Genomic DNA, 17,749 nt, shown 5'->3' with positions numbered 1-17,749 from the left:
GACCTGTGACAGCGGCTCAGTCCTTGACGGCGCGGAAGTAGCCGATGCCGCCGCTCATCTCGATGCGCGCGCCCGGGGCTCCCGCCTCGGCGAGCCAACGCCGAGCCTCCGCGGCGGTGCACATCGGCCCGAGCACCTGGGAGAGCCGACCGGCGGCGTGCACCAGGCCGTAGCGCCGCTCGAGGCCGCGGAACGATCCGGTGAACAAGGCGCTGCCCGTGATGGCAGCACCCGGCCGCAGCACCCGCACCATCTCGGTGATCGCGCGGTGCGGGTCGGGGAAGACGTGGAGCCCGGTGAACGAGACGACGAGGTCGAACGAGTCGTCGGCGAACGGCAGCCGGCCGACGTCGGCGAGCGACGTCGTCACCTGGTCGGCCACCCCGCGGTCGCGGGCGGCGGCGCGGGCGCGTTCCAGCATCCGCGGCGAGATGTCGGCGGCGACGAGTCGCAGGCGACCGCCCGGGCGCAGGCCCCGTAGCGCCACCCCTCCCCCGACGGGGACGTCGAGCACGCGCGCACCGTCGGGCAGCTCGCCGATCTCGCGGACGGCGGCGTACAGCCGGGTGATGTCGGTGCCCAGCCCGAGGCGCCAGAGCGGCGCACCGAGGGCCGGGTGCTCCACCAGGAGCGGGTAGACCTTCGCCCACAGCGGGTCCTCGCTCCACGCCCCGACGATCCCGTTCCTGCGGATGCGCATCGGTCCTCCTCGGGGTGCTCGTCGGCTCGGGTGCTCAGGATCGGAACAGGAACGCCTCGACGGCCCGCGCGACCGCCCCGCCGAAGGTCACCTCAGGCGTCCTGCCCGATCGGCCACCCCAGAAGCTCGGGGCTGCGCAGCATCTCCTCCGGCACGCCGAAGGCGTCGACGAGGTCCACGGCCAGCGGGCGGAGCTTGCGGCACAGCGCGTTGACCTCGCGGCTGATCGCCTTGGAGCGCGTGCTGGAGAGCCGCCCGTGCTCCATGAACCAGGCCCGGTCGGCCTCGATCGTGGTGAGCGCGTGGAGGTCGCACAGCAGGTTGACCGTGACCTTGAGGTCGCCGTCGGGCAGATCGGCGGCCTTCTGCACGAAGGCCTCCAGCACCAGCCGCTCGGTGTGGGCGCGCGCGGCGGCGATGACGTGGTCCTGGACGCGGGAGAAGACGGCTCCGGGGTTCATCCCCTGGTCGATGCCGCGCTTGAGCCGCCGGGCGACGCCGCCGATCATGTGCTCCTCGCGGAAGCGCAGCATCGCGAGCTGGTAGTTGGGGTCGAGCAGCCCCGCCTCCTGGTCCCAGCGGTCGCCGCCGGGCAGCAGGTCGCGTACGGACTGGACGAGCTTGTGCACCGCGGTGCGCTCGACGACGGTCTCGACGGCGAGCCCCGCGACGAAGCGCGCCATCCCGAGCTGGTCCATCTCCTCGAACTCGCCGGCGTAGTCGGTGAGCAGGCCCTTGGCGACGAGCTGGAGCAGGACGTGGTTGTCGCCCTCGAAGGTCGTGAACACGTCGGTGTCGGCCTTGAGCGCGGCGAACCGGTTCTCGCTGAGGTAGCCCGCGCCGCCGCACGCCTCGCGGCACTCCTGGATGGTGCGGGTGGCGTGCCAGGTGCCGAGCACCTTGGTGCCGGCAGCGCGCGACTCCAGCATCCGACGTGCGTGCTCGTCGCTGCCCTCCTCGGTCGGGCCGGGGCCGGAGAACACGGTGTGCAGCTGCCCGGCGACGACCTCCTGGGCGAAGTGCAGGGCGTACGTCCGCGCGACCAGCGGCAGCAGCCGGCGCTGGTGCATGCCGTAGTCGAGCAGCACCTGCTCCTCGTCGGGCGAGACCGCCTCGAACTGACGGCGGCGCACGGCGTAGCGCGTGGCGATGGCGAGGGCGACCTTGGCGGCGTTGATGCCGGCGCCGCCGACGCAGACGCGGCCCTGGACGAGGGTGCCGAGCATCGTGAAGAAGCGCTTGTTGGGGTTGTCGATCGGCGAGAGGTAGCGGCCCTCGGGAGTGACCTCGGCGAACTGGTTGAGCAGCGCGGTGCGCGGGACGCGTACGCCGTCGAACCACAGCCGTCCGTTGTCGACGCCGTTGAGGCCCATCTTGGGACCGCAGTCCTCGATGCGTACGCCGTCGACGACCTGGCCGTCCTCGCGGATCGGGACGACGAAGGCGTGCACGCCGTGGCCGACGCCGTCGACCTCGAGCTGGGCGAAGACGACGGCGAGCTCGGCGTGGGCCGCCGCGTTGCCGATGTAGTCCTTGCGGCTCGTGTCGTCGGGGGTGGTGATCACGAACTCCTGCGCCGCGGCGTCGTACGTCGCCACCGTGCCGAGGGCCTGGACGTTGGAGCCGTGCCCGCTCTCGGTCATCGCGAAGCAGCCCATGGTGCGACCGGTGACGAGGTCGGCGAGGTGGGCGTCGTGGTGGGTCTTCGTGCCGAGCTGGAGGATCGCGCCGCCGAACAGGCCGAACTGGACGCCGACCTTGACCAGCACCGAGAGGTCGCCGAACGCGAGGGTCTCGAAGGCCGCGACCGAGGCGCCGATGTCGCCTCCGCCGCCGTACTCCTCCGGGAAGCCCATGCCGGTCTGCCCCGTCCCGGCCATCATCACGACGACGTCCTTGACCCGCTCGCGGAAGTCGGCGGTGGTCATCTGCTCCTCGTCGAGCAGGATCTGCGCGTGCTCGGCGAGGTTGGCCCGGACGAGGTCGCGGACCTCGCGGTAGGGGCCGTCGAGCAGCGCGCGGAGGGCGTCGACGTCGACCTCGGGCTGCCGGTAGCCCTTGTCGGCAGGGACGTCGGCCTCGTCGATGTGGGCCGTGGCAGCCTCGGGCTCCACGGTGGGCATCTCGTCGAGCGGATCGGTCGAGGTGGGCGGGACCTGGTCGGTGGCCATTCACCAAAGGTAGCCATGCCGGTAGGTTCACCGCGATGAACGTGTCAGATGCCACCCCTCCGGGCGATGCGCTCGGGTCGATGGCCTACAACTTCGCGGTCGTCGGCGTGCAGAAGGGCGGCACGTCGACGCTCGCGGTCACGCTCAACCAGCACCGGCTGGTGTGCCAGGCGCCCGACAAGGAGCGCCACTACTTCGACGACGAGACCGTCGACTGGTCGTCGCCGGACTACGCCACCGACTACACCGCGCCGCGCCGTGCCCGCGTCCACCGGCTGCTCGGCGACGCCTCCCCCACCTATCTCTACTGGCCGCACGCCCTCGAGCGGATGCGCGCCTACAAGCCGGACATGCCGCTCATCGCCGTCTTCCGCGACCCGCTCGAGCGACTGTTCTCGCACTGGGTGATGCTCCGCTCGCGCAACCTCGCGTGGCCGGACTGGCCGGACTTCCTGACCGAGTGGCCGCACACGTCGCTGCCCGACGAGGTGCCCGACGACGTGCGCACGATGCGGTGGCGGCACATGACCGGCCTGGCCCGCGGCTTCTACGGCGAGCAGCTGCAGCGCGGCTTCGAGCTCTTCGACCGCCGGCAGTGGCTGCTGCTGGAGCTGCGCTCGATGCTCGGCGACTTCGAGGCCACCGTCCACCGCACGACCGACTTCCTCGACCTGCCGCGCTTCGAGCACGTGCCGCCGCTGAAGAACTGGCACGCCGGTGCCGAGCAGGTGCCCGGCACCGCGCCGACCGCCGACGACCTGGCCCGGGTGGCCGAGATCTACGCCAAGGACCTCGCGCTCTTCGAGGAGCTCTCCGGCATCGACACCTCGGCGTGGCCCACCCGCCTGGTCCTGGACGGCGGGATGGACCCCGGGGAGCTGGCCGCCCGGTTCGCGCGGAAGGTGCGCTGAGGCCGGTCGAGCTCCTGGTCCGGTCCCGTACGGTCGGGGGCGGTCAGGGGCGCGCGAAGAAGTTCGGCGCGCGCCAGTAGTACATCGACTCCTGGCTGACCGGCCGGCCCGTGCGCGGCGCGTGGATGATCTGGCCGTCACCGATGTAGATCGCGACGTGGTAGATCGAGCTCGCGCTGCTCGACGAGCCCCAGAACACGAGGTCGCCGGGGGCCAGCTGGCCGGCGCTGATCCTCGTCGACTGGGTGTACTGCGCGACGGAGTAGTGCGGGAGGGACTTGCCACCCTTCGACCACGCCACCGACGTCAGGCCCGAGCAGTCCCAGGCGTCCGGGCCTGCAGCGCCCCACTTGTAGGGGTCGCCGAGCTGCGAGGCGGCGAACGCGATCGCCGCCGACGCGCCGCCCGAGGCCGGCGTCGGGGTGGGGGTGGGCGTGGGGGTGGGTGTCGGGGTGGGTGTCGGGGTCGGCGTGGGTGTCGGGGTGGGTGTCGGCGTCGGCGTCGGCGTGGGTGTCGGGGTGGGTGTCGGGGTGGGTGTCGGGGTCGGCGTGGGTGTCGGGGTGGGTGTCGGCGTCGGCGTCGGCGTGGGTGTCGGGGTGGGTGTCGGGGTCGGCGTCGCGGTGGGTGTCGCGGTGGGTGTCGGGGTCGGCGTGGAGGTGGGTGTCGCGGTGGGTGTCGGGGTCGGCGTCGGGGTCGGCGTCGTCGGCTGCTCCTGCTCGGCCTGCTGCTCGATCTCCGCCTCGGCCTGCGCCTGTGCCTCTGCCTCTGCCTGCGCCTCTGCCTCTGCCTGCGCCTGTGCCGCAGCGGCCGCCGCCTCGGCTGCCGCCAGCTCGAGCGCCGCCTGTCGCTTCTCCGCCAGCCGGACGCTGATCCCCTCGAGCTCGGCGAGCTCGGCGATCAGGTCCGCCTTGGTGGCCGAGATCGCCTCCGCCTGTGCTCCGGCGTCGGCTTCCGCGGCCTGGGCGGCGTCTCGGGCCGCCTGTGCGTCGGCCTCGGCCGCGGCGGCACGCTCGGCGGCCTGCTCGGCGGTGGACGCCGTGACCTCCGCGACCGCGGAGGAGGCGATGAAGGAGTCGTACTGGTTGTCCAGCGCGTCGGACGTGTTGCCCATCGTGACGGTGCGGTCGATCAGCGCCTCGATGCCGTCGGCGTCGACGACGGCCGAGAGCCCCTGCATCTGGGTGCCGTCCTCGTAGGACTGGACGACCGTCGCTGCGTACAGCTCGCGCTGCCGCTCGACGTCCTCGCGAGCGGCCTCGGCGGCCTCCTCGGCCGCCTCGGCGTCCTTGCGTGCCTCCTCGGCGCGCCAACGGGCACCGTTCCATGCCTCGGCGGCCTGGGCCGCCTGGTCGCCGGCCGTGGTCAGCGCCAGGTTGGCGCGGATGAGGTCGGCCTGCACGGCCGCAACGTCGCGACCCTTCTGCGCCGCCCGCTCCTGCGCGGCGGCGACGTCGCCCTCGCTGGGCACCGGGTCGTCGTCCGCGTACGCGTCGTGCCCGCCGCCGACGGCCAGTCCCGCGACCAGGACCACCGCGCTCGCCCAGCGCGCGGTCGTACGCCGAGGCGCGTGCTGGTTGTGCGGTGACGGTGCGAAGGGCACAGGGCTCCCCTGAGGGTCTCGGGCCCGCGCGACTTCCCCTTCGCACGGGCAACTCGAGGCACGTTAGTGAACTTTCGTCACACTGGGAACACTTTCCCCAACTTTTTCACTGTTGACCGGCGTGTCGGCTTGCAAACTACATAAGTGTAGTTCTCTGGGGTCCGCCCACGTGACCGGCGGGCGTCATCCCGATCCGTACGCATGGGTGCGGGTTCGCATGACGCAGCGGGCGAGCCACGGCGTACGTCATCCCGATCCGTACGCATGGGTGCGGGTTCGCATGACGCAGCGGGCGAGCCACGGCGTACGTCATCCCGATCCGTACGCATGTGTGCGGGTTCGCATGACGCAGCGGGCGCGCCACGGCGGGCGTCATCCCGATCCGTACGCATGGGTGCGGGTTCGCATGACGCTGGACGCGCGGGGACGCCCGCCGACCCCCGACGTCACTCGGCGTCGACCGGCACCTGACGGGTCGTCGAGGTGGGGTGCGAGGACAATCCGTTCCTGTCGAACTTCTGCCCGCTCGCGAGCCCCCCGAGCCAGAAGGAGAACAGGGCGATCACGACGCCGGCGAGGTCGTCGGCGATGTAGTGCCAGCCGAAGTAGAGCGTGGCCACGACGGTGATCGCGAAGTTGGCCCAGAAGACGATGTGGAGGATCCGGTTGCGCAGCGTGTACTGGACCATCAGCGCGACGAGCAGGGTGATGGCGACGTGCAGGGACGCGAAGCCCGCGACCGACTGCACCGCCCCCTCGGCGCCCTTGCGCAGCACGCCGTCGCGTCCGTAGGACAGGGCGTCCATCAGCGCGCTCGAGCCGGTCTCGGGCAGGTCGGTGTAGAGGTAGCTGTACTGGAAGCCCGGACCGAGGGTCGGCAGCGCGTAGTAGGACGCGGTTCCGATCGACCAGGCCAGGCACTGCGAGGTGGCGAACCAGTAGCCGAAGGTGATGTTGCGCGACCACACGAGCCACGCGGCGAGGGCGAGCGGCACCAGCGGCAGGAACCACAGGTAGATCGTGGACAGGAAGTGCGCGGAGAACCCGGTGCCGAAGATCGTGTGCAGGATCGTGGCCGGCTCGTGGCCGAACATCAGCGCCCGGTCGATCAGGTGCAGCTCACGGTCGTACTTGTCCTCGCCCATGATGAAGGGGAGGAACGACTTGAGGTTCCGGTAGCAGACGTAGGTGATGTAGAAGCACACCAGTCCGAGGACCACCAGGATGACCCGCTCGCGGTCCCAGTGGCTGCGGATCCGCTCGCGCACGATGTCGGGCATCAGCGCGGGCTTCATCCGCGAGTACCACAGCGTCCGCGGCAGCAGGTCGAGCAGGAACGCGCCGAGGACCAGCAGCGGCAGCCTCAGCCAGGACGGACCGAGGAAGCCCTCGGGGTCGACGAGCGGCCGGTCGAGCGTGAACGACGCAGCCAGCGCGAGCACGCCCATCAGGGCTGCGACTCCCACGAGCAGGGCATAGGCCGGTCTGTACACGGACGTCAGTGTAGGGATGGGTCAACCCCCGGCCGCGATCGCGAGGACCGCGAGCCTCGTCACGTCCACCCGCAGCGCGACCTCGTCGCCCGGTGAGACGCGGCTGCCCAGCGGCGCCACCGCGTCGACGGGGCCGATGCCCTCGGCGGCGACCACCAGCCGGACGACCTCGGGCGTCACCCGCGCCGACTCGACGACGGCGCGCAGGTCGCCGGCCGGGTCGACCACGAGGGCCGAGCGACGCAGCGCCACGGCGTACGCCGGGGACAGGCCGCCTGACGCCAGCACCCGCGCTGCGGCGTCCCCGCGCACGACGCGCGCGTAGCCCAGGAACAGTGCGGTCTCCTCGTCGACCGGCTCTCGCCACACCTCGTCGATCGCCCCCTGCTGCACCACCCGGCCCGCGCGCATCACCGCCAGCCGGTCGGCCAGCGCGAACGCCTCGTCGTGGTCGTGCGTCACCAGCAGCGCCGTCGTCCCCGCGGCGTGCAGGATCTCGCGCAGGTCGCCGGCCAGGCGCTCGCGCAGGGTCGCGTCGAGCGCCGACAGGGGCTCGTCGAGCAGGATCAGCCGCGGCTCGACGGCGAGGGCGCGGGCGAGCGCGACGCGCTGCCGCTCGCCGCCGGAGAGCGTGCCGGGGAGCCGGTCGTCGTAGCCCGCGAGCCCGACCAGGTCGAGCAGCTCGCGCACCCGCGTCGCGACCCGAGCGGACGGCGTACGCCGCAGGCGCAGGGCGTACGCCACGTTGCGGGCGACGGTGAGGTGCGCGAAGAGCTGGCCGTCCTGGAACATCAGCGCGAAGCCGCGCTTGTGGGTCGGCACGCCCACGAGGTCGGCGCCGGCCCACGAGACGGAGCCCGACGTGAGCGGCTCGAGCCCGGCGACGGCGCGCAGCAGGGTGGACTTGCCGCAGCCGGAGGGGCCGAGGACGGCGAGCACCTGCCCGGGTTCGAGGGCGAGGGTCACTTCGTCGACGGCGGCGGTGTCGCCGTAGCGCACGGTGACGTCGGTGAGCTGGAGCATGGCCCTAGAACGCTCCCACACCGGGCACGCGCAGCCGTTCGACGGCCAGCATCACCACGGCGGTGGCGACCGCGAGGACGACGGACGCGGCCAGGGCCATGCCGTAGTTCATCTCGCCCGGGTGGCCGATCAGCCGGAAGATCACGACCGGCAGCGTCGGGCTCTCGTCGCGGGCGAGGAAGGACGTCGCCCCGAACTCCCCGAGGGAGGCGGCGAACGCGAAGCCGCTGGCGGCGAGCATCGGCTTCCACACCACAGGCAGGTCGACGGTGAGCAGGGTGCGCCAGGCGGACGCGCCCAGTGAGGCCGCGGCCTGCCGCTGGCGGTCATCGATGCCCCCCAGCACCGGGGCGAGCGTGCGCACCACGAGCGGGAGCGCGACCAGCGCCTGGGCCATCGGCACCAGCAGCGGCGAGTCGCGCAGGTCGAGCGGCGGCCGGTCGAGGGTGATGAGGAAGCCGAAGCCCAGGGTCACCGCGCTGACGCCGAGCGGCAGCATGAAGAAGCCGTCCAGGGTCGAGCGCACCCGCCGCTCCGCGACCGAGTGCGAGCGACGCGTGACGATCACCGACACCATCGCGCCGACCAGCAGCGCCATCCAGGTCGCGTCGACGGCGGTGCGCAGGCTGGTCGCCAGTGCGGCGGTGACCGGCACCAGCAGCGCCTGGTTGTCACCGACGGTCGTGAGCGCGCGGTAGTTGTCGAGGCCCCAGCCGTCCCCCACTGAGAGCGAGCCGAGCACCAGCGTGAGGATCGGCAGGAGCATCGCCCCGAGCACCAGCAGCGTGGCGACGACGGCGGGCGCGTCGGAGCGGCGTACGGCCCGCACGGGCGACACGGTGCGCTGGGCCGTCGGGTCGGGCGTCGCGCGCAGCCGCGCGGCGAGGGCGAGCAGGCCGACGACCACCACGATCTGCAGCACCGACAGCGCCGCCGCCGCCCGGAGGTCGAAGATCGTCGTGGTCAGCAGGTAGATCTCGGTCTCGACCGTCGCGTAGCGGACGCCGCCGAGGGTGAGCACGATGCCGAACGCCGTCGCGCAGAAGAGGAAGACGATGCTGGCGGCGCCGACGATCGCGGGGCGCAGCGCCGGCAGGGTGACCGTGCGCAGCACCTGCCACGGGGACGCCCCGAGCGCGGCGGCCGCCTGCCCGGGGCGGGGGTCGAGCGACTCCCAGGCGACTCCGACGGTGCGCACGACGACGGCGACGTTGAAGAACACCAGTCCGGCCACGATCGCGACCGGCGTCCCGTCGAGGCCGAGGAAGCCGAGCGGTCCGCCCTCGCCCAGCAGCTGGCGGAACGCGACGCCGACGACGACCGTGGGCAGCACGAACGGCACGAGCAGTGCCGCCCGCACCGCCGCGCGGCCCGGCAGCGCGAGCCGGTGGAGGGCGTACGCCGCGGGCAGGCCCAGCACCACGGCGAGCAGCGTGGCGGTGCCGGAGGTCCACACGGTGAACCACGCGACCCGGTGGACGCGCGGCCGGGCGAGCACGTCGAGCACCGCCCCGGGCGCGAACCGGCCGTCGACGAAGAAGCCCTCGGCGACCATGCCGGTCACCGGCAGGACGAACAGCACGCCGAGCACCAGCACCGGCGCCGCGGCGAGGAGGAGCAGGCCGGCGATGCGCCTCATCGCGCAGCACCTCGGTTTCGACACGGGACTTCGTCCCTGCTCAACCAGCGGAGGCCCGCGAGGCACCAGCGGAGGCCCGCCGGTCGAGCAGCGAGGAACGAGCGTGTCGAAACCAGGGCTGCAGTCATCGCGAGATGACGTCGGTCCACTCGGTCAGCCACTGCTCGCGGTTGGCGGCGATCTCCTCGGGGGAGACCTCGAAGGGGTCGGTGGGCTGGGGGGCGAACTCGGCCCAGTCGTCGGGGACGGTCGCGCCGGGCATGACCGGGAAGACGTACATCGACTCGGGCAGGGCGCTCTGCACCTCGTCGGTCAGCATCCAGTCGACGAGCGCCGCGGCGCCCTCGGGGTTGTCGGCGCCCGCGAGCACGCCGGCGTACTCGACCTGGCGGAAGCAGGTGTCGAGCAGCGCCGCCGTGGTGGTGCGCCCGTCGGCGACCGTGAAGGCCGGGGAGGAGTCGTAGGAGACCACGATCGGGCGGGTGCCCTGCTCGGACCCGGCGGTGAAGTCGCCGTAGTAGGCGTCCTCCCACCCGTCGACGACCTTGGCGCCGTTGGCCAGCAGGTCGGTCCAGTAGTCCTGCCAGTCGTCGCCGTAGGCCGCGACGGTGGCGAGGAAGAAGGCCATGCCGGGGCTGCTGGTCGACGCGCCGGGGGTCACCATCAGGTCGGCGTAGGCCGGGTCGGTGAGGTCGTCGAGCGTCTGCGGCGGCTCGAGCCCCTCGGCGTCGAACCAGTCGGTGTCGACGTTGACGCACACGCTCGCGGAGTCGATCGGGACGAGCCGGTCGCCGCCCTCGGCGAGGACGTACTCGTCGGGCGGGGTCGCCGTGGTCGACACCTCGGCGAACGCGCCCTCGCCCAGCGGCCGCGAGGCGAAGGTGTTGTCGATGCCGAAGGCCGCGTCGGCGATCGGGTTGTCGGCGGTCAGGCTGAGCTTGGTGGCCAGCGTGCCGGCGTCGCCGGCGGCGCGGACCTCGAGCGTGTAGCCCGTCTCCTCCTCGAACGCCCGCACCAGCTTCTTGGGCAGGGTGAACGACTCGTGGGTGGCGAGGACGACGGTGCCGCCCGGCTCCCCCGTCCCCCCCGACTCCGTCGGCGAGGTCGACGGCTCGGTCGCGGTCGGACCGTCGCCCCCGCCGGCGAGGCTGCAGCCGCCGAGCAGTAGGGCCGCAGCGGTGGCCGCCCCCACGGTGAGGGCAGCGCGGACGCGTACGTGCTTCATCTGGACTCCCTTGCGCCGGTGCTAACCGGATCAGGTTCGGAGGGTCTGCGGCTGGTCCGCACTCTCAGCACGCCTGCGCGTGCTCCCCTGTCTTCTCTCCATCAGCCTAGCGCCGTCCGCGCGGGCCCCTACGCTGCGTCCATGCCGAGCCTCCGCCACGCACTGCTGGCCACCGTCATCCCACGACTGCGCAAGGCCGGCGACCTCGACAGCGAACCGGCGGAGCGGGCCCGCGTCGAGGCGGACCACCGCACCCTGGACCGGCGCCTCCCGACGCGGGCGACGCCCCGCTTCGCGAAGAACTGGGAGGTCGCGGTCGCCGACATCGGCTTCCCCTCCCACGTCCTGACCCCGCGCGGGCGCCGGGTCCACCGCACCCTCTACTACGTCCACGGCGGGGCCTTCATGGCTCCGATCGACGCGGTCCACGTGCGCTACGCCACCCGGCTCGCCGAGGCGGTCGGTGCCCGGGTCGTCATGCCCGACTACCCCCTCGCACCCGAGCACACGTGGGCCGACTCGCACGACGCCCTCGTCGCGGACGCCGCGCGTTGGGCGGACCAGGAGGGCGGCGTCGTGCTGGCCGGCGACTCCGCCGGCGGCGGCCTGGCGCTCGCGATGGCGCTGTCCATGCGCGACCGGGGCCTGACGCCCGCGACACACCTCGTGCTGCACGCGCCGTGGGTCGACCTCACGTCCTCGACGCCCGAGACCCGGGAGGTGGACGCCGTCGACCCGTGGCTGTTCTACAGCAAGCTCGAGGCGTACGCCGGGTGGTGGGCCGGCACACCCGACGACCTCGGCCGCCCGGAGGTCTCCCCCGCCCTCGCCGACCTGGCCGGCCTGCCGAAGGCGCTGGTGCTGTACGGCACCCGCGACCTCCTGGCCCCGGGGTGCCGACTGCTCGCGCGGCGAGCCGTCGAGGCCGGCTGGGACCTGACCTCGGTCGAGGAGCCCGACCTGATCCACGTCTACGGCCTCCTCCCGCTGATCCCGGAGGCGCGCCGCGCCTTCACCCAGGTCGTGGACTTCCTCCGATGAGCGTCCGCGTGCTGGCGACCACCGTCGACGAGCTGGCGCCGCGCACTGCGTACGACGTGTGGCGGCTGCGGCAGCAGGTGTTCGTCGTGGAGCAGGACTGCCCCTACCCCGACCTCGACGGCCGCGACCTCGAGGAGGCCACCCGGCACGTCGTGCTGCTCGACGACGACGGCTCGGTGGTGGGCACCCTCCGCGTGCTCGACGACGGTGTGGCCGCGCGGATCGGCCGGGTCGTGGTCGCGCCGGCCGCCCGCGGACGCGGGCTCGCGGCGCTGATGATGGACGAGGCGATGGCGCTCTGCGGCGGCCGCGAGGTGCGCCTCGACGCCCAGACCGGCCTGACCGGGTTCTACGAGGCGTACGGCTTCGAGGTGACCGGGCCCGAGTTCGACGAGGACGGCATCATGCACGTCCCGATGCGGCGACCGGCGCAGATCCCGTAGGCCTTGCGCTGGGGCCGGGACGAGCAAGACTGGAGTGACACGGCTTCCGAAGGAGGTGACCGCCGTGATCACCCTCGCCCACGACCTCGAGAGCATCCACCACGACCTCGGGTACCGCCTGGTCCTGGCCGCCGACGCGCGACCCGACGTGCGCCACCCCCGCGACCACTACACCGCCATCGACACGTTCCTGGCCGCCGCAAGCCGGCACAACGCCGCCATGGTCGACGCGATCGCGCCACTCGTCCGCCACCTCCCGGGTGGTCACGACCTCGCCCACGAGTTCCTGGCCGCCAGCCGCTCCTACGAGGAGTCGCTCGCGCAGGTGAAGGCCAAGCTGTACGGCTCCACGTTCGCGGTCGGACGGCCGTGGCCGCCCATCTGGCAGGACGTGCGCCGCGAGTTCGAGCTGGTGTGCGACCTGGAGCGACGACTTGCCGCGACCCTGCTCTCCGAGGAGCCGAACGACCCCCGCGACCTGGGCACGCTGCTCCACCGTGCCGAGCTGGCGTCTCCCACGCGGCCGCACCCGTGGATCCCGCACCGGGGGCCGGTCGGCCGGCTCGCCCGTGCGGTGGCCCGTCGGGTCGACCGCTTCTGGGACACCGCCGAGGGACGCATGGTCCCCGAGCCGGTGCGCCACCACGACCGCCAGCACCAGGGTCCGCTGACGCAGTACCTCCTGGGCGACCCGCACCTCGGGGAGGAGTGACAACAGGCAGCGCCGGCCCGTGCCTGTCGTCATGATGGGTGGGTGCCCCTCAACGTCGAGCTCGCGGAGATCCGGGACTTCCTCGCGGCCCACGCCCCGTTCGACTCCTTGCCGGCTGCGGTCCTCGAGTCGATCCCGCCGCGGCTGAGCATCGGCTACCACCGCCGCGGCACCGTGGTGCTGGCCGCGGGCAGCACCGCGGTCGAGCTGCTCGTGGTGAGGTCCGGCGCCGTCGAGCTGCGCGACGGCGCCGGCGAGCTGGTCGAACGGGGAGCCGCCGGGACCTGCATCGGCGGCGCCGCACTGGCGACCGGGTCGCCGCAACCGGTCACCGTCCACGCGATCGAGGACACGCTGGTGCTGGCCTGCCCGGCCGAGGTGTTCCACCAGCTCCGCGCCCAGCACGCCGACTTCGCGTCCTTCTTCGAGCACCGCGCCGGACGGCTGCGCGAGGCGGTCGCCCGGCAACGACGGGAGGTGACCGGCCCGGAGCGGTCGATGATGTCCAGCGCGGTGCGCGACCTGGTGAGCCGGGCGCCGGTCAGCATCCGTGCCGACGCCTCCGTCCTGGAGGCCGCCCGGCTGATGTCGGACGAGCGGATCTCGTCGGTGCTGGTCACCGACGGCGAGGCCCTCGTCGGCATCCTGACGGACCGCGACCTGCGCACCCGGGTCCTGGCCGCCGCCGTGGACCCGGCGGGTCCCGTGTCCGCGGTCATGACGCCGGACCCGGCGACCACCCGCCCCGACGCGCCTGCCCTGGAGGCGCTCCTCGAGCTGGTGCGCCGCAACATCCACCACCTGCCCGTGGTCGAGGACGGTCGACCCACCGGCATGGTCACGGCCACCGACCTGCTCCGCCTCCAGCAGGCCAACCCCGTGTTCCTCGTCGGCGACATCGCCAAGGCACCCGACGTCGCCACGATCGCGGAGCTGGCCACCCGGCTGCAGCGGGTGGTCGCCGGGCTCGTCCGGCAGGGCACGTCGGCCCACGACGCGGGCCGGGTCGTCACCACCGTCGGGGACGCGATCGAGCAGCAGGTCATCGCGCTCGCCGAGGCCGAGCTCGGTGCGCCTCCGGTGCCGTACGCCTGGCTGACCCTGGGCTCCCGGGCCCGCTTCGAGCAGGCCCTCGGCCCCGACCAGGACCATGCCCTGCTGCTGCACGACGACTACCGGCCGGAGCTGCACGGGCCCTGGTTCGGCGCGCTCGCCGAGCTCGTCACGAGCGGCCTGGAGACCATCGGCTACCCGCGGTGCCGCGGCGACAAGATGGCCACGAACCCGCGGTGGCGCCAGCCCCTCGGCACCTGGCGCGCCCACGTGGCGCGCTGGGTCGGCACGCCGACCCCGGAGGCGATCCTGGAGGCCAGCGTGTTCTTCGACCTGCGGCACCAGTACGGCGACCCGGACCTGACCGCCGAGCTGGTGGCCATCGAGCGCCGGGCAGCCAAGGGCGCCCCGATCTTCCTCGCCCACCTGGCCGCCGCCGCGGCGTCGCACCACACGCCGCTCGGCTTCTTCCGCGGCCTGGTCGTGGACCGCTCCGGCGAGCACCGTGACACGCTCGACGTGAAGCGGGGCGGCATCAACACCGTCGTCGAGATCGCCCGCCTCCACGGGCTGGCGTGCGGGTCGGACGCGATGTCGACCCTCGCCCGGCTCGAGGACGCCGTCGCCGCCGGCCTGGTCAGCCCGACGCTGGGGGCCGACCTGCGCGACGCGTGGGAGTTCCTCGCGCACCTGCGGCTGCGGCACCAGGTCGAGCAGGTCCGCGCCGGGAGACCGGCCGACAACTGGGTCGACCCGTCGACGCTCAGCCACTTCGAGCAGCGCCACCTGAGGGCGGCGTTCGGCGTGATCCGGTCCGCCCAGGGCGCCATCGCGCAGCGCTACCCCGTCCGCGAGCTGACGTGACGCCCGACGACGGGACCCGGCTCGACCGGCTGTCCCTGCTGGCGGTGGACCTCGAGACCACCGGGCTCTCGCCTGCCCACGACGAGGTGCTGGCCGTGGGCTGGGTGCCGGTGGACGGCCTGCGCATCGACCTCTCCGGGGGCCGGCGCCGCGTCGTGCGCCACGACGATCCCGGCGACGCGGTCACCATCCACGGCCTGACCCACGACGACCTCGAGGAGGGCCGGCCGCTCGCCGAGGTGCTGGCCGAGCTGCGCAGCGCCCTGTCGGGACGGGTGCTCCTCGCCCACCACGCCCCGTTCGAGCTGGCGTTCCTCGGCGCGGCCTTCCGGGCCGTGGGCGAGCGTCCGGTCCTGCCGCCGGCCGTGTGCACCCTCGACCTCCAGCGCCGCCTGCTGGTCCGCCACGGCGAGGTCCGCCCCGGGGACCTGCGCCTCTGGAGGGCCAGGGAGCGCCACGGGCTGCCGGTGACGACGGCCCACGACGCCCTCGGAGATGCGCTCGCCTGCGCCGAGCTCTACCTGGCGCAGACCGCCGAGCTCGGCGCGAGCGGACCGCTCAGCCTGCGGGACGTACGCCGCCGCGAGCCGTGGATAGACCGCCTCAGGTCCTGGCTGCGCGGGCGCCGCTGAACGACGTCGACGCCCGGGCGACTGCACCCCGGCGTCGACGGTCCTCAGCGTCGCGTCAGTGGATCTCGCCCTGCGCGTGCTTGGCGACGAGCTCGGTCTTGCCGGGGTAGCGGATCTCCTCCACCAGCTCCTGCATGACGGGGCTCGGCTTCGGGGTGAACTGCGAGACGATGATCGTCACCGCGAAGTTGATCAGCATGCCGATCGTGCCGAAGCCGGTCTCGAGGATCCCGAAGATGCCCTCGCCGTTGCCGTAGATGTCGATCGTCCACAACATGTAGGCCATCGTCGTGACGAGTCCGGCGAGCATGCCCGCCGTCGCGCCCATGGCCGTGCAGTTCTTCCAGAAGATGCCGAGCACCAGGATCGGGAAGAAGCTCGCTGCCGCCAGCCCGAAGGCCAGCGCCACCACCTGGGCCACGAATCCCGGCGGGTTGATGCCGAGGTAGCCGGCGACCACGATCGCACCGGCCATGGCGATGCGGCCGACCATGAGCTGCCGGGCCTCGGTGGCCTGGGGGTTGATCTTCTTGAAGTAGACGTCGTTGGCGACGGCACTGGAGATGACCAGCAGCAGTCCGGACGCCGTCGACAGCGCCGCGGCCAGCGCGCCCGCCGCGACCAGGCCGACGATCGGGGCCGGGAGACCGCCGATCTCGGGCGAGGCCAGCACGATGATGTCGTTGTTGATCAGGATGTCGCTGTAGTTGACGACCGTGTCCGCGCCCAGGTCGGAGACGGGAGAGCCGTCGGCCTGGGTGATCAGGCCGACCTCGGACCACGTGTTGAACCACGACGGCATCTCGCTCAGCGCGGTGCCGTTGACGTCCTCGATGATCTGCAGCTTGCTGAAGGCCGCCACCGACGGGGCGGTGGTGTAGAGCAGGGCGATGAAGAACAGCGCCCACAGCGCGGAGTAGCGCGCCGCTCGCACGCTCTTGGCCGTGTAGAAGCGGACGATCACGTGCGGCAGGCCCGCGGTGCCGAACATCAGCGACGCGGTGATCAGCAGCATGTTGAGCATGTTGGTGCTGCCGAAGGCGGCGGTGTACTCGGGGATGCCGAGCTCGGTCTGCAGCGCGTCGAGCTCCGCGAGGATCGTGCCGAACCCGACCTGGGGGATCGGCACGTCGGTCACCTTGGCGGAGACGGCGAACGCCGGGATCAGGTAGGCGATGATCAGCACGGTGTACTGGGTCACCTGGGTCCAGGTGATCCCCTTCATGCCGCCGAGCACGGCGTAGAAGAAGACGATCGCCATGCCGATGATGACGCCCGTCGTCGGGTCCACCTTGAGGAAGCGGGTGAAGACCAGGCCGACGCCCGCCATCTGGCCGGCGACGTAGACGAAGGACACGACGATGGCCGCGACCACCGCGACCAGGCGGGCCGTCTCGTTGTAGCGGTCACCGACGAAGTCGGGGATCGTGTACTTGCCGAACTTGCGCAGGTAGGGCGCCAGCAGCAGCGCGAGGAGCACGTAGCCGCCGGTCCAGCCCATGAGGTAGACGGAGCCGCCGTAGCCGTTGCCGGCGAAGGCGATGATGCCGGCCATCGAGATGAACGACGCCGCGCTCATCCAGTCGGCCGCGATCGCCGCGCCGTTGGCGGGCGCCGGGATGCCGCCACCTGCGACGTAGAAGCCTGACGTCGTGCTGACCCGGCTGCGGTAGGCGACGAAGATGTAGATGCTGAACGTGACGATGACGAACACGAGGGTCCAGGTCTGGATGTCGCTCACGAGTGGTGCACCTCCTCCTCGTACTCGTCGATGCCGAACTCGGCGTCGAGCTTGTCCATCCGGACCACGTAGACCGCGATCAGGATCACGAAGGTGATGATCGAGCCCTGCTGGGCGAACCAGAAGCCGAGCGGGAAGCCGGCGACGACGATCTCGTTGAGGGGCTCGACGAACAAGATGCCCGCACCGAACGACACGAGCGCCCAGATCGTGAGCAGCACGGCCATCAATCTCAGGTTTCGGCGCCAGTAGTCCCGGCGCTGGTGTTCATCCACGGTGTCCTCCACTGGCTGACGACTCGGAGTTGCGTGCCCGGCAGCGAAACAGCGCGATCACACCGGGTCAAGGCATCTGTGTGACGGGAGTCACACTTTTCGCCCAGCGGTAGGGATCGGTCGGCTAGTGGCGCACGGGCCCCTGCGGACGCCTGCCAGGGCGGGTGCTGGTGCCGCTGGGCGCTCCAGACCGACCGTTCGTCGTGGCGGCGACGACCGTTCGTCG

Annotated in this window: 15 protein-coding genes and 1 riboswitch; of the genes, 6 read left to right on the top strand and 9 right to left on the bottom strand. The window is 72.4% G+C overall.

Features of this window, described 5'->3' with window-relative positions; genetic code table 11:
• Nucleotides 1-16 precede the first annotated feature (16 nt).
• Together IEZ24_RS07560 and IEZ24_RS07555 are read right to left on the bottom strand one after the other, a co-directional pair.
• A complete protein-coding gene (locus IEZ24_RS07560; protein WP_129454913.1) occupies nucleotides 17-700 on the bottom strand; it encodes a class I SAM-dependent methyltransferase in 684 nt (227 codons plus the stop codon).
• Between the two features lie 92 nt (nucleotides 701-792).
• Complete coding sequence (locus IEZ24_RS07555; protein WP_224745004.1) at nucleotides 793-2,871, bottom strand: acyl-CoA dehydrogenase family protein; 2,079 nt, start codon at nucleotides 2,869-2,871, stop codon at nucleotides 793-795.
• 35 nt (nucleotides 2,872-2,906) lie between these two features.
• Here IEZ24_RS07555 and IEZ24_RS07550 point away from each other — a divergent pair, with 35 nt between their 5' ends.
• Nucleotides 2,907-3,782, top strand: a complete 876-nt coding sequence (locus IEZ24_RS07550; RefSeq protein ID WP_129454914.1) for a sulfotransferase domain-containing protein — start codon at nucleotides 2,907-2,909, stop codon at nucleotides 3,780-3,782.
• Between the two features lie 43 nt (nucleotides 3,783-3,825).
• Here IEZ24_RS07550 and IEZ24_RS07545 read toward each other — a convergent pair whose 3' ends face one another.
• The 5 genes from IEZ24_RS07545 to IEZ24_RS07525 all read right to left on the bottom strand — a co-directional run bounded on the left by IEZ24_RS07545 (nucleotide 3,826) and on the right by IEZ24_RS07525 (nucleotide 10,762).
• Nucleotides 3,826-5,382, bottom strand: coding sequence for a C40 family peptidase (locus tag IEZ24_RS07545; protein WP_191192829.1), 1,557 nt, complete (start codon nucleotides 5,380-5,382; stop codon nucleotides 3,826-3,828).
• A 446-nt stretch (nucleotides 5,383-5,828) separates the two neighbouring features.
• On the bottom strand, nucleotides 5,829-6,875 hold the full coding sequence (locus IEZ24_RS07540; RefSeq protein WP_242498457.1) for a phosphatase PAP2 family protein: 1,047 nt from the start codon (nucleotides 6,873-6,875) through the stop codon (nucleotides 5,829-5,831).
• A gap of 21 nt (nucleotides 6,876-6,896) precedes the next feature.
• Nucleotides 6,897-7,898, bottom strand: coding sequence for an ABC transporter ATP-binding protein (locus IEZ24_RS07535; protein ID WP_129454917.1), 1,002 nt, complete (start codon nucleotides 7,896-7,898; stop codon nucleotides 6,897-6,899).
• Between the two features lie 4 nt (nucleotides 7,899-7,902).
• A complete protein-coding gene (locus IEZ24_RS07530; RefSeq protein WP_129454918.1) occupies nucleotides 7,903-9,537 on the bottom strand; it encodes an ABC transporter permease in 1,635 nt (544 codons plus the stop codon).
• A 124-nt stretch (nucleotides 9,538-9,661) separates the two neighbouring features.
• On the bottom strand, nucleotides 9,662-10,762 hold the full coding sequence (locus IEZ24_RS07525) for a thiamine ABC transporter substrate-binding protein (RefSeq protein WP_129454919.1): 1,101 nt from the start codon (nucleotides 10,760-10,762) through the stop codon (nucleotides 9,662-9,664).
• Nucleotides 10,752-10,861, bottom strand: a riboswitch (TPP riboswitch). (Overlaps the previous gene by 11 nt.)
• A gap of 42 nt (nucleotides 10,862-10,903) precedes the next feature.
• On the opposite strand from IEZ24_RS07525, the gene IEZ24_RS07520 reads away from it, so the two are divergent.
• From IEZ24_RS07520 to IEZ24_RS07500, 5 genes are all read left to right on the top strand, one after another.
• Complete coding sequence (locus IEZ24_RS07520) at nucleotides 10,904-11,803, top strand: alpha/beta hydrolase (RefSeq protein WP_129454920.1); 900 nt, start codon at nucleotides 10,904-10,906, stop codon at nucleotides 11,801-11,803.
• A complete protein-coding gene (locus tag IEZ24_RS07515; protein ID WP_129454921.1) occupies nucleotides 11,800-12,246 on the top strand; it encodes a GNAT family N-acetyltransferase in 447 nt (148 codons plus the stop codon). The genes IEZ24_RS07520 and IEZ24_RS07515 overlap by 4 nt, the downstream gene beginning before the upstream one ends.
• Before the next feature lie 64 nt (nucleotides 12,247-12,310).
• A complete protein-coding gene (locus tag IEZ24_RS07510) occupies nucleotides 12,311-12,958 on the top strand; it encodes a hypothetical protein (protein WP_129454922.1) in 648 nt (215 codons plus the stop codon).
• Between the two features lie 42 nt (nucleotides 12,959-13,000).
• The gene (locus IEZ24_RS07505) at nucleotides 13,001-14,875 is read left to right on the top strand and encodes a putative nucleotidyltransferase substrate binding domain-containing protein (protein WP_129454923.1); all 1,875 of its coding nucleotides are present in this window, start codon (nucleotides 13,001-13,003) and stop codon (nucleotides 14,873-14,875) included.
• The gene (locus tag IEZ24_RS07500; protein WP_191192836.1) at nucleotides 14,872-15,507 is read left to right on the top strand and encodes a 3'-5' exonuclease; all 636 of its coding nucleotides are present in this window, start codon (nucleotides 14,872-14,874) and stop codon (nucleotides 15,505-15,507) included. The genes IEZ24_RS07505 and IEZ24_RS07500 overlap by 4 nt, the downstream gene beginning before the upstream one ends.
• Nucleotides 15,508-15,562: 55 nt before the next feature.
• Here the strand turns inward: IEZ24_RS07500 and IEZ24_RS07495 are convergent, their stop codons facing one another.
• Entirely contained in the window at nucleotides 15,563-17,248 is a 1,686-nt protein-coding gene (locus tag IEZ24_RS07495) for a sodium:solute symporter family protein (RefSeq protein ID WP_129454924.1), read from the bottom strand.
• A complete protein-coding gene (locus IEZ24_RS07490; protein WP_129454925.1) occupies nucleotides 17,245-17,523 on the bottom strand; it encodes a DUF4212 domain-containing protein in 279 nt (92 codons plus the stop codon). The genes IEZ24_RS07495 and IEZ24_RS07490 overlap by 4 nt, the downstream gene beginning before the upstream one ends.
• Nucleotides 17,524-17,749 lie beyond the last annotated feature (226 nt).

This window comes from Nocardioides ganghwensis, assembly GCF_014779655.1.
Lineage (GTDB): Bacteria > Actinomycetota > Actinomycetes > Propionibacteriales > Nocardioidaceae > Nocardioides > Nocardioides ganghwensis.
This window is presented reverse-complemented; position numbering and strand designations above follow the sequence as displayed.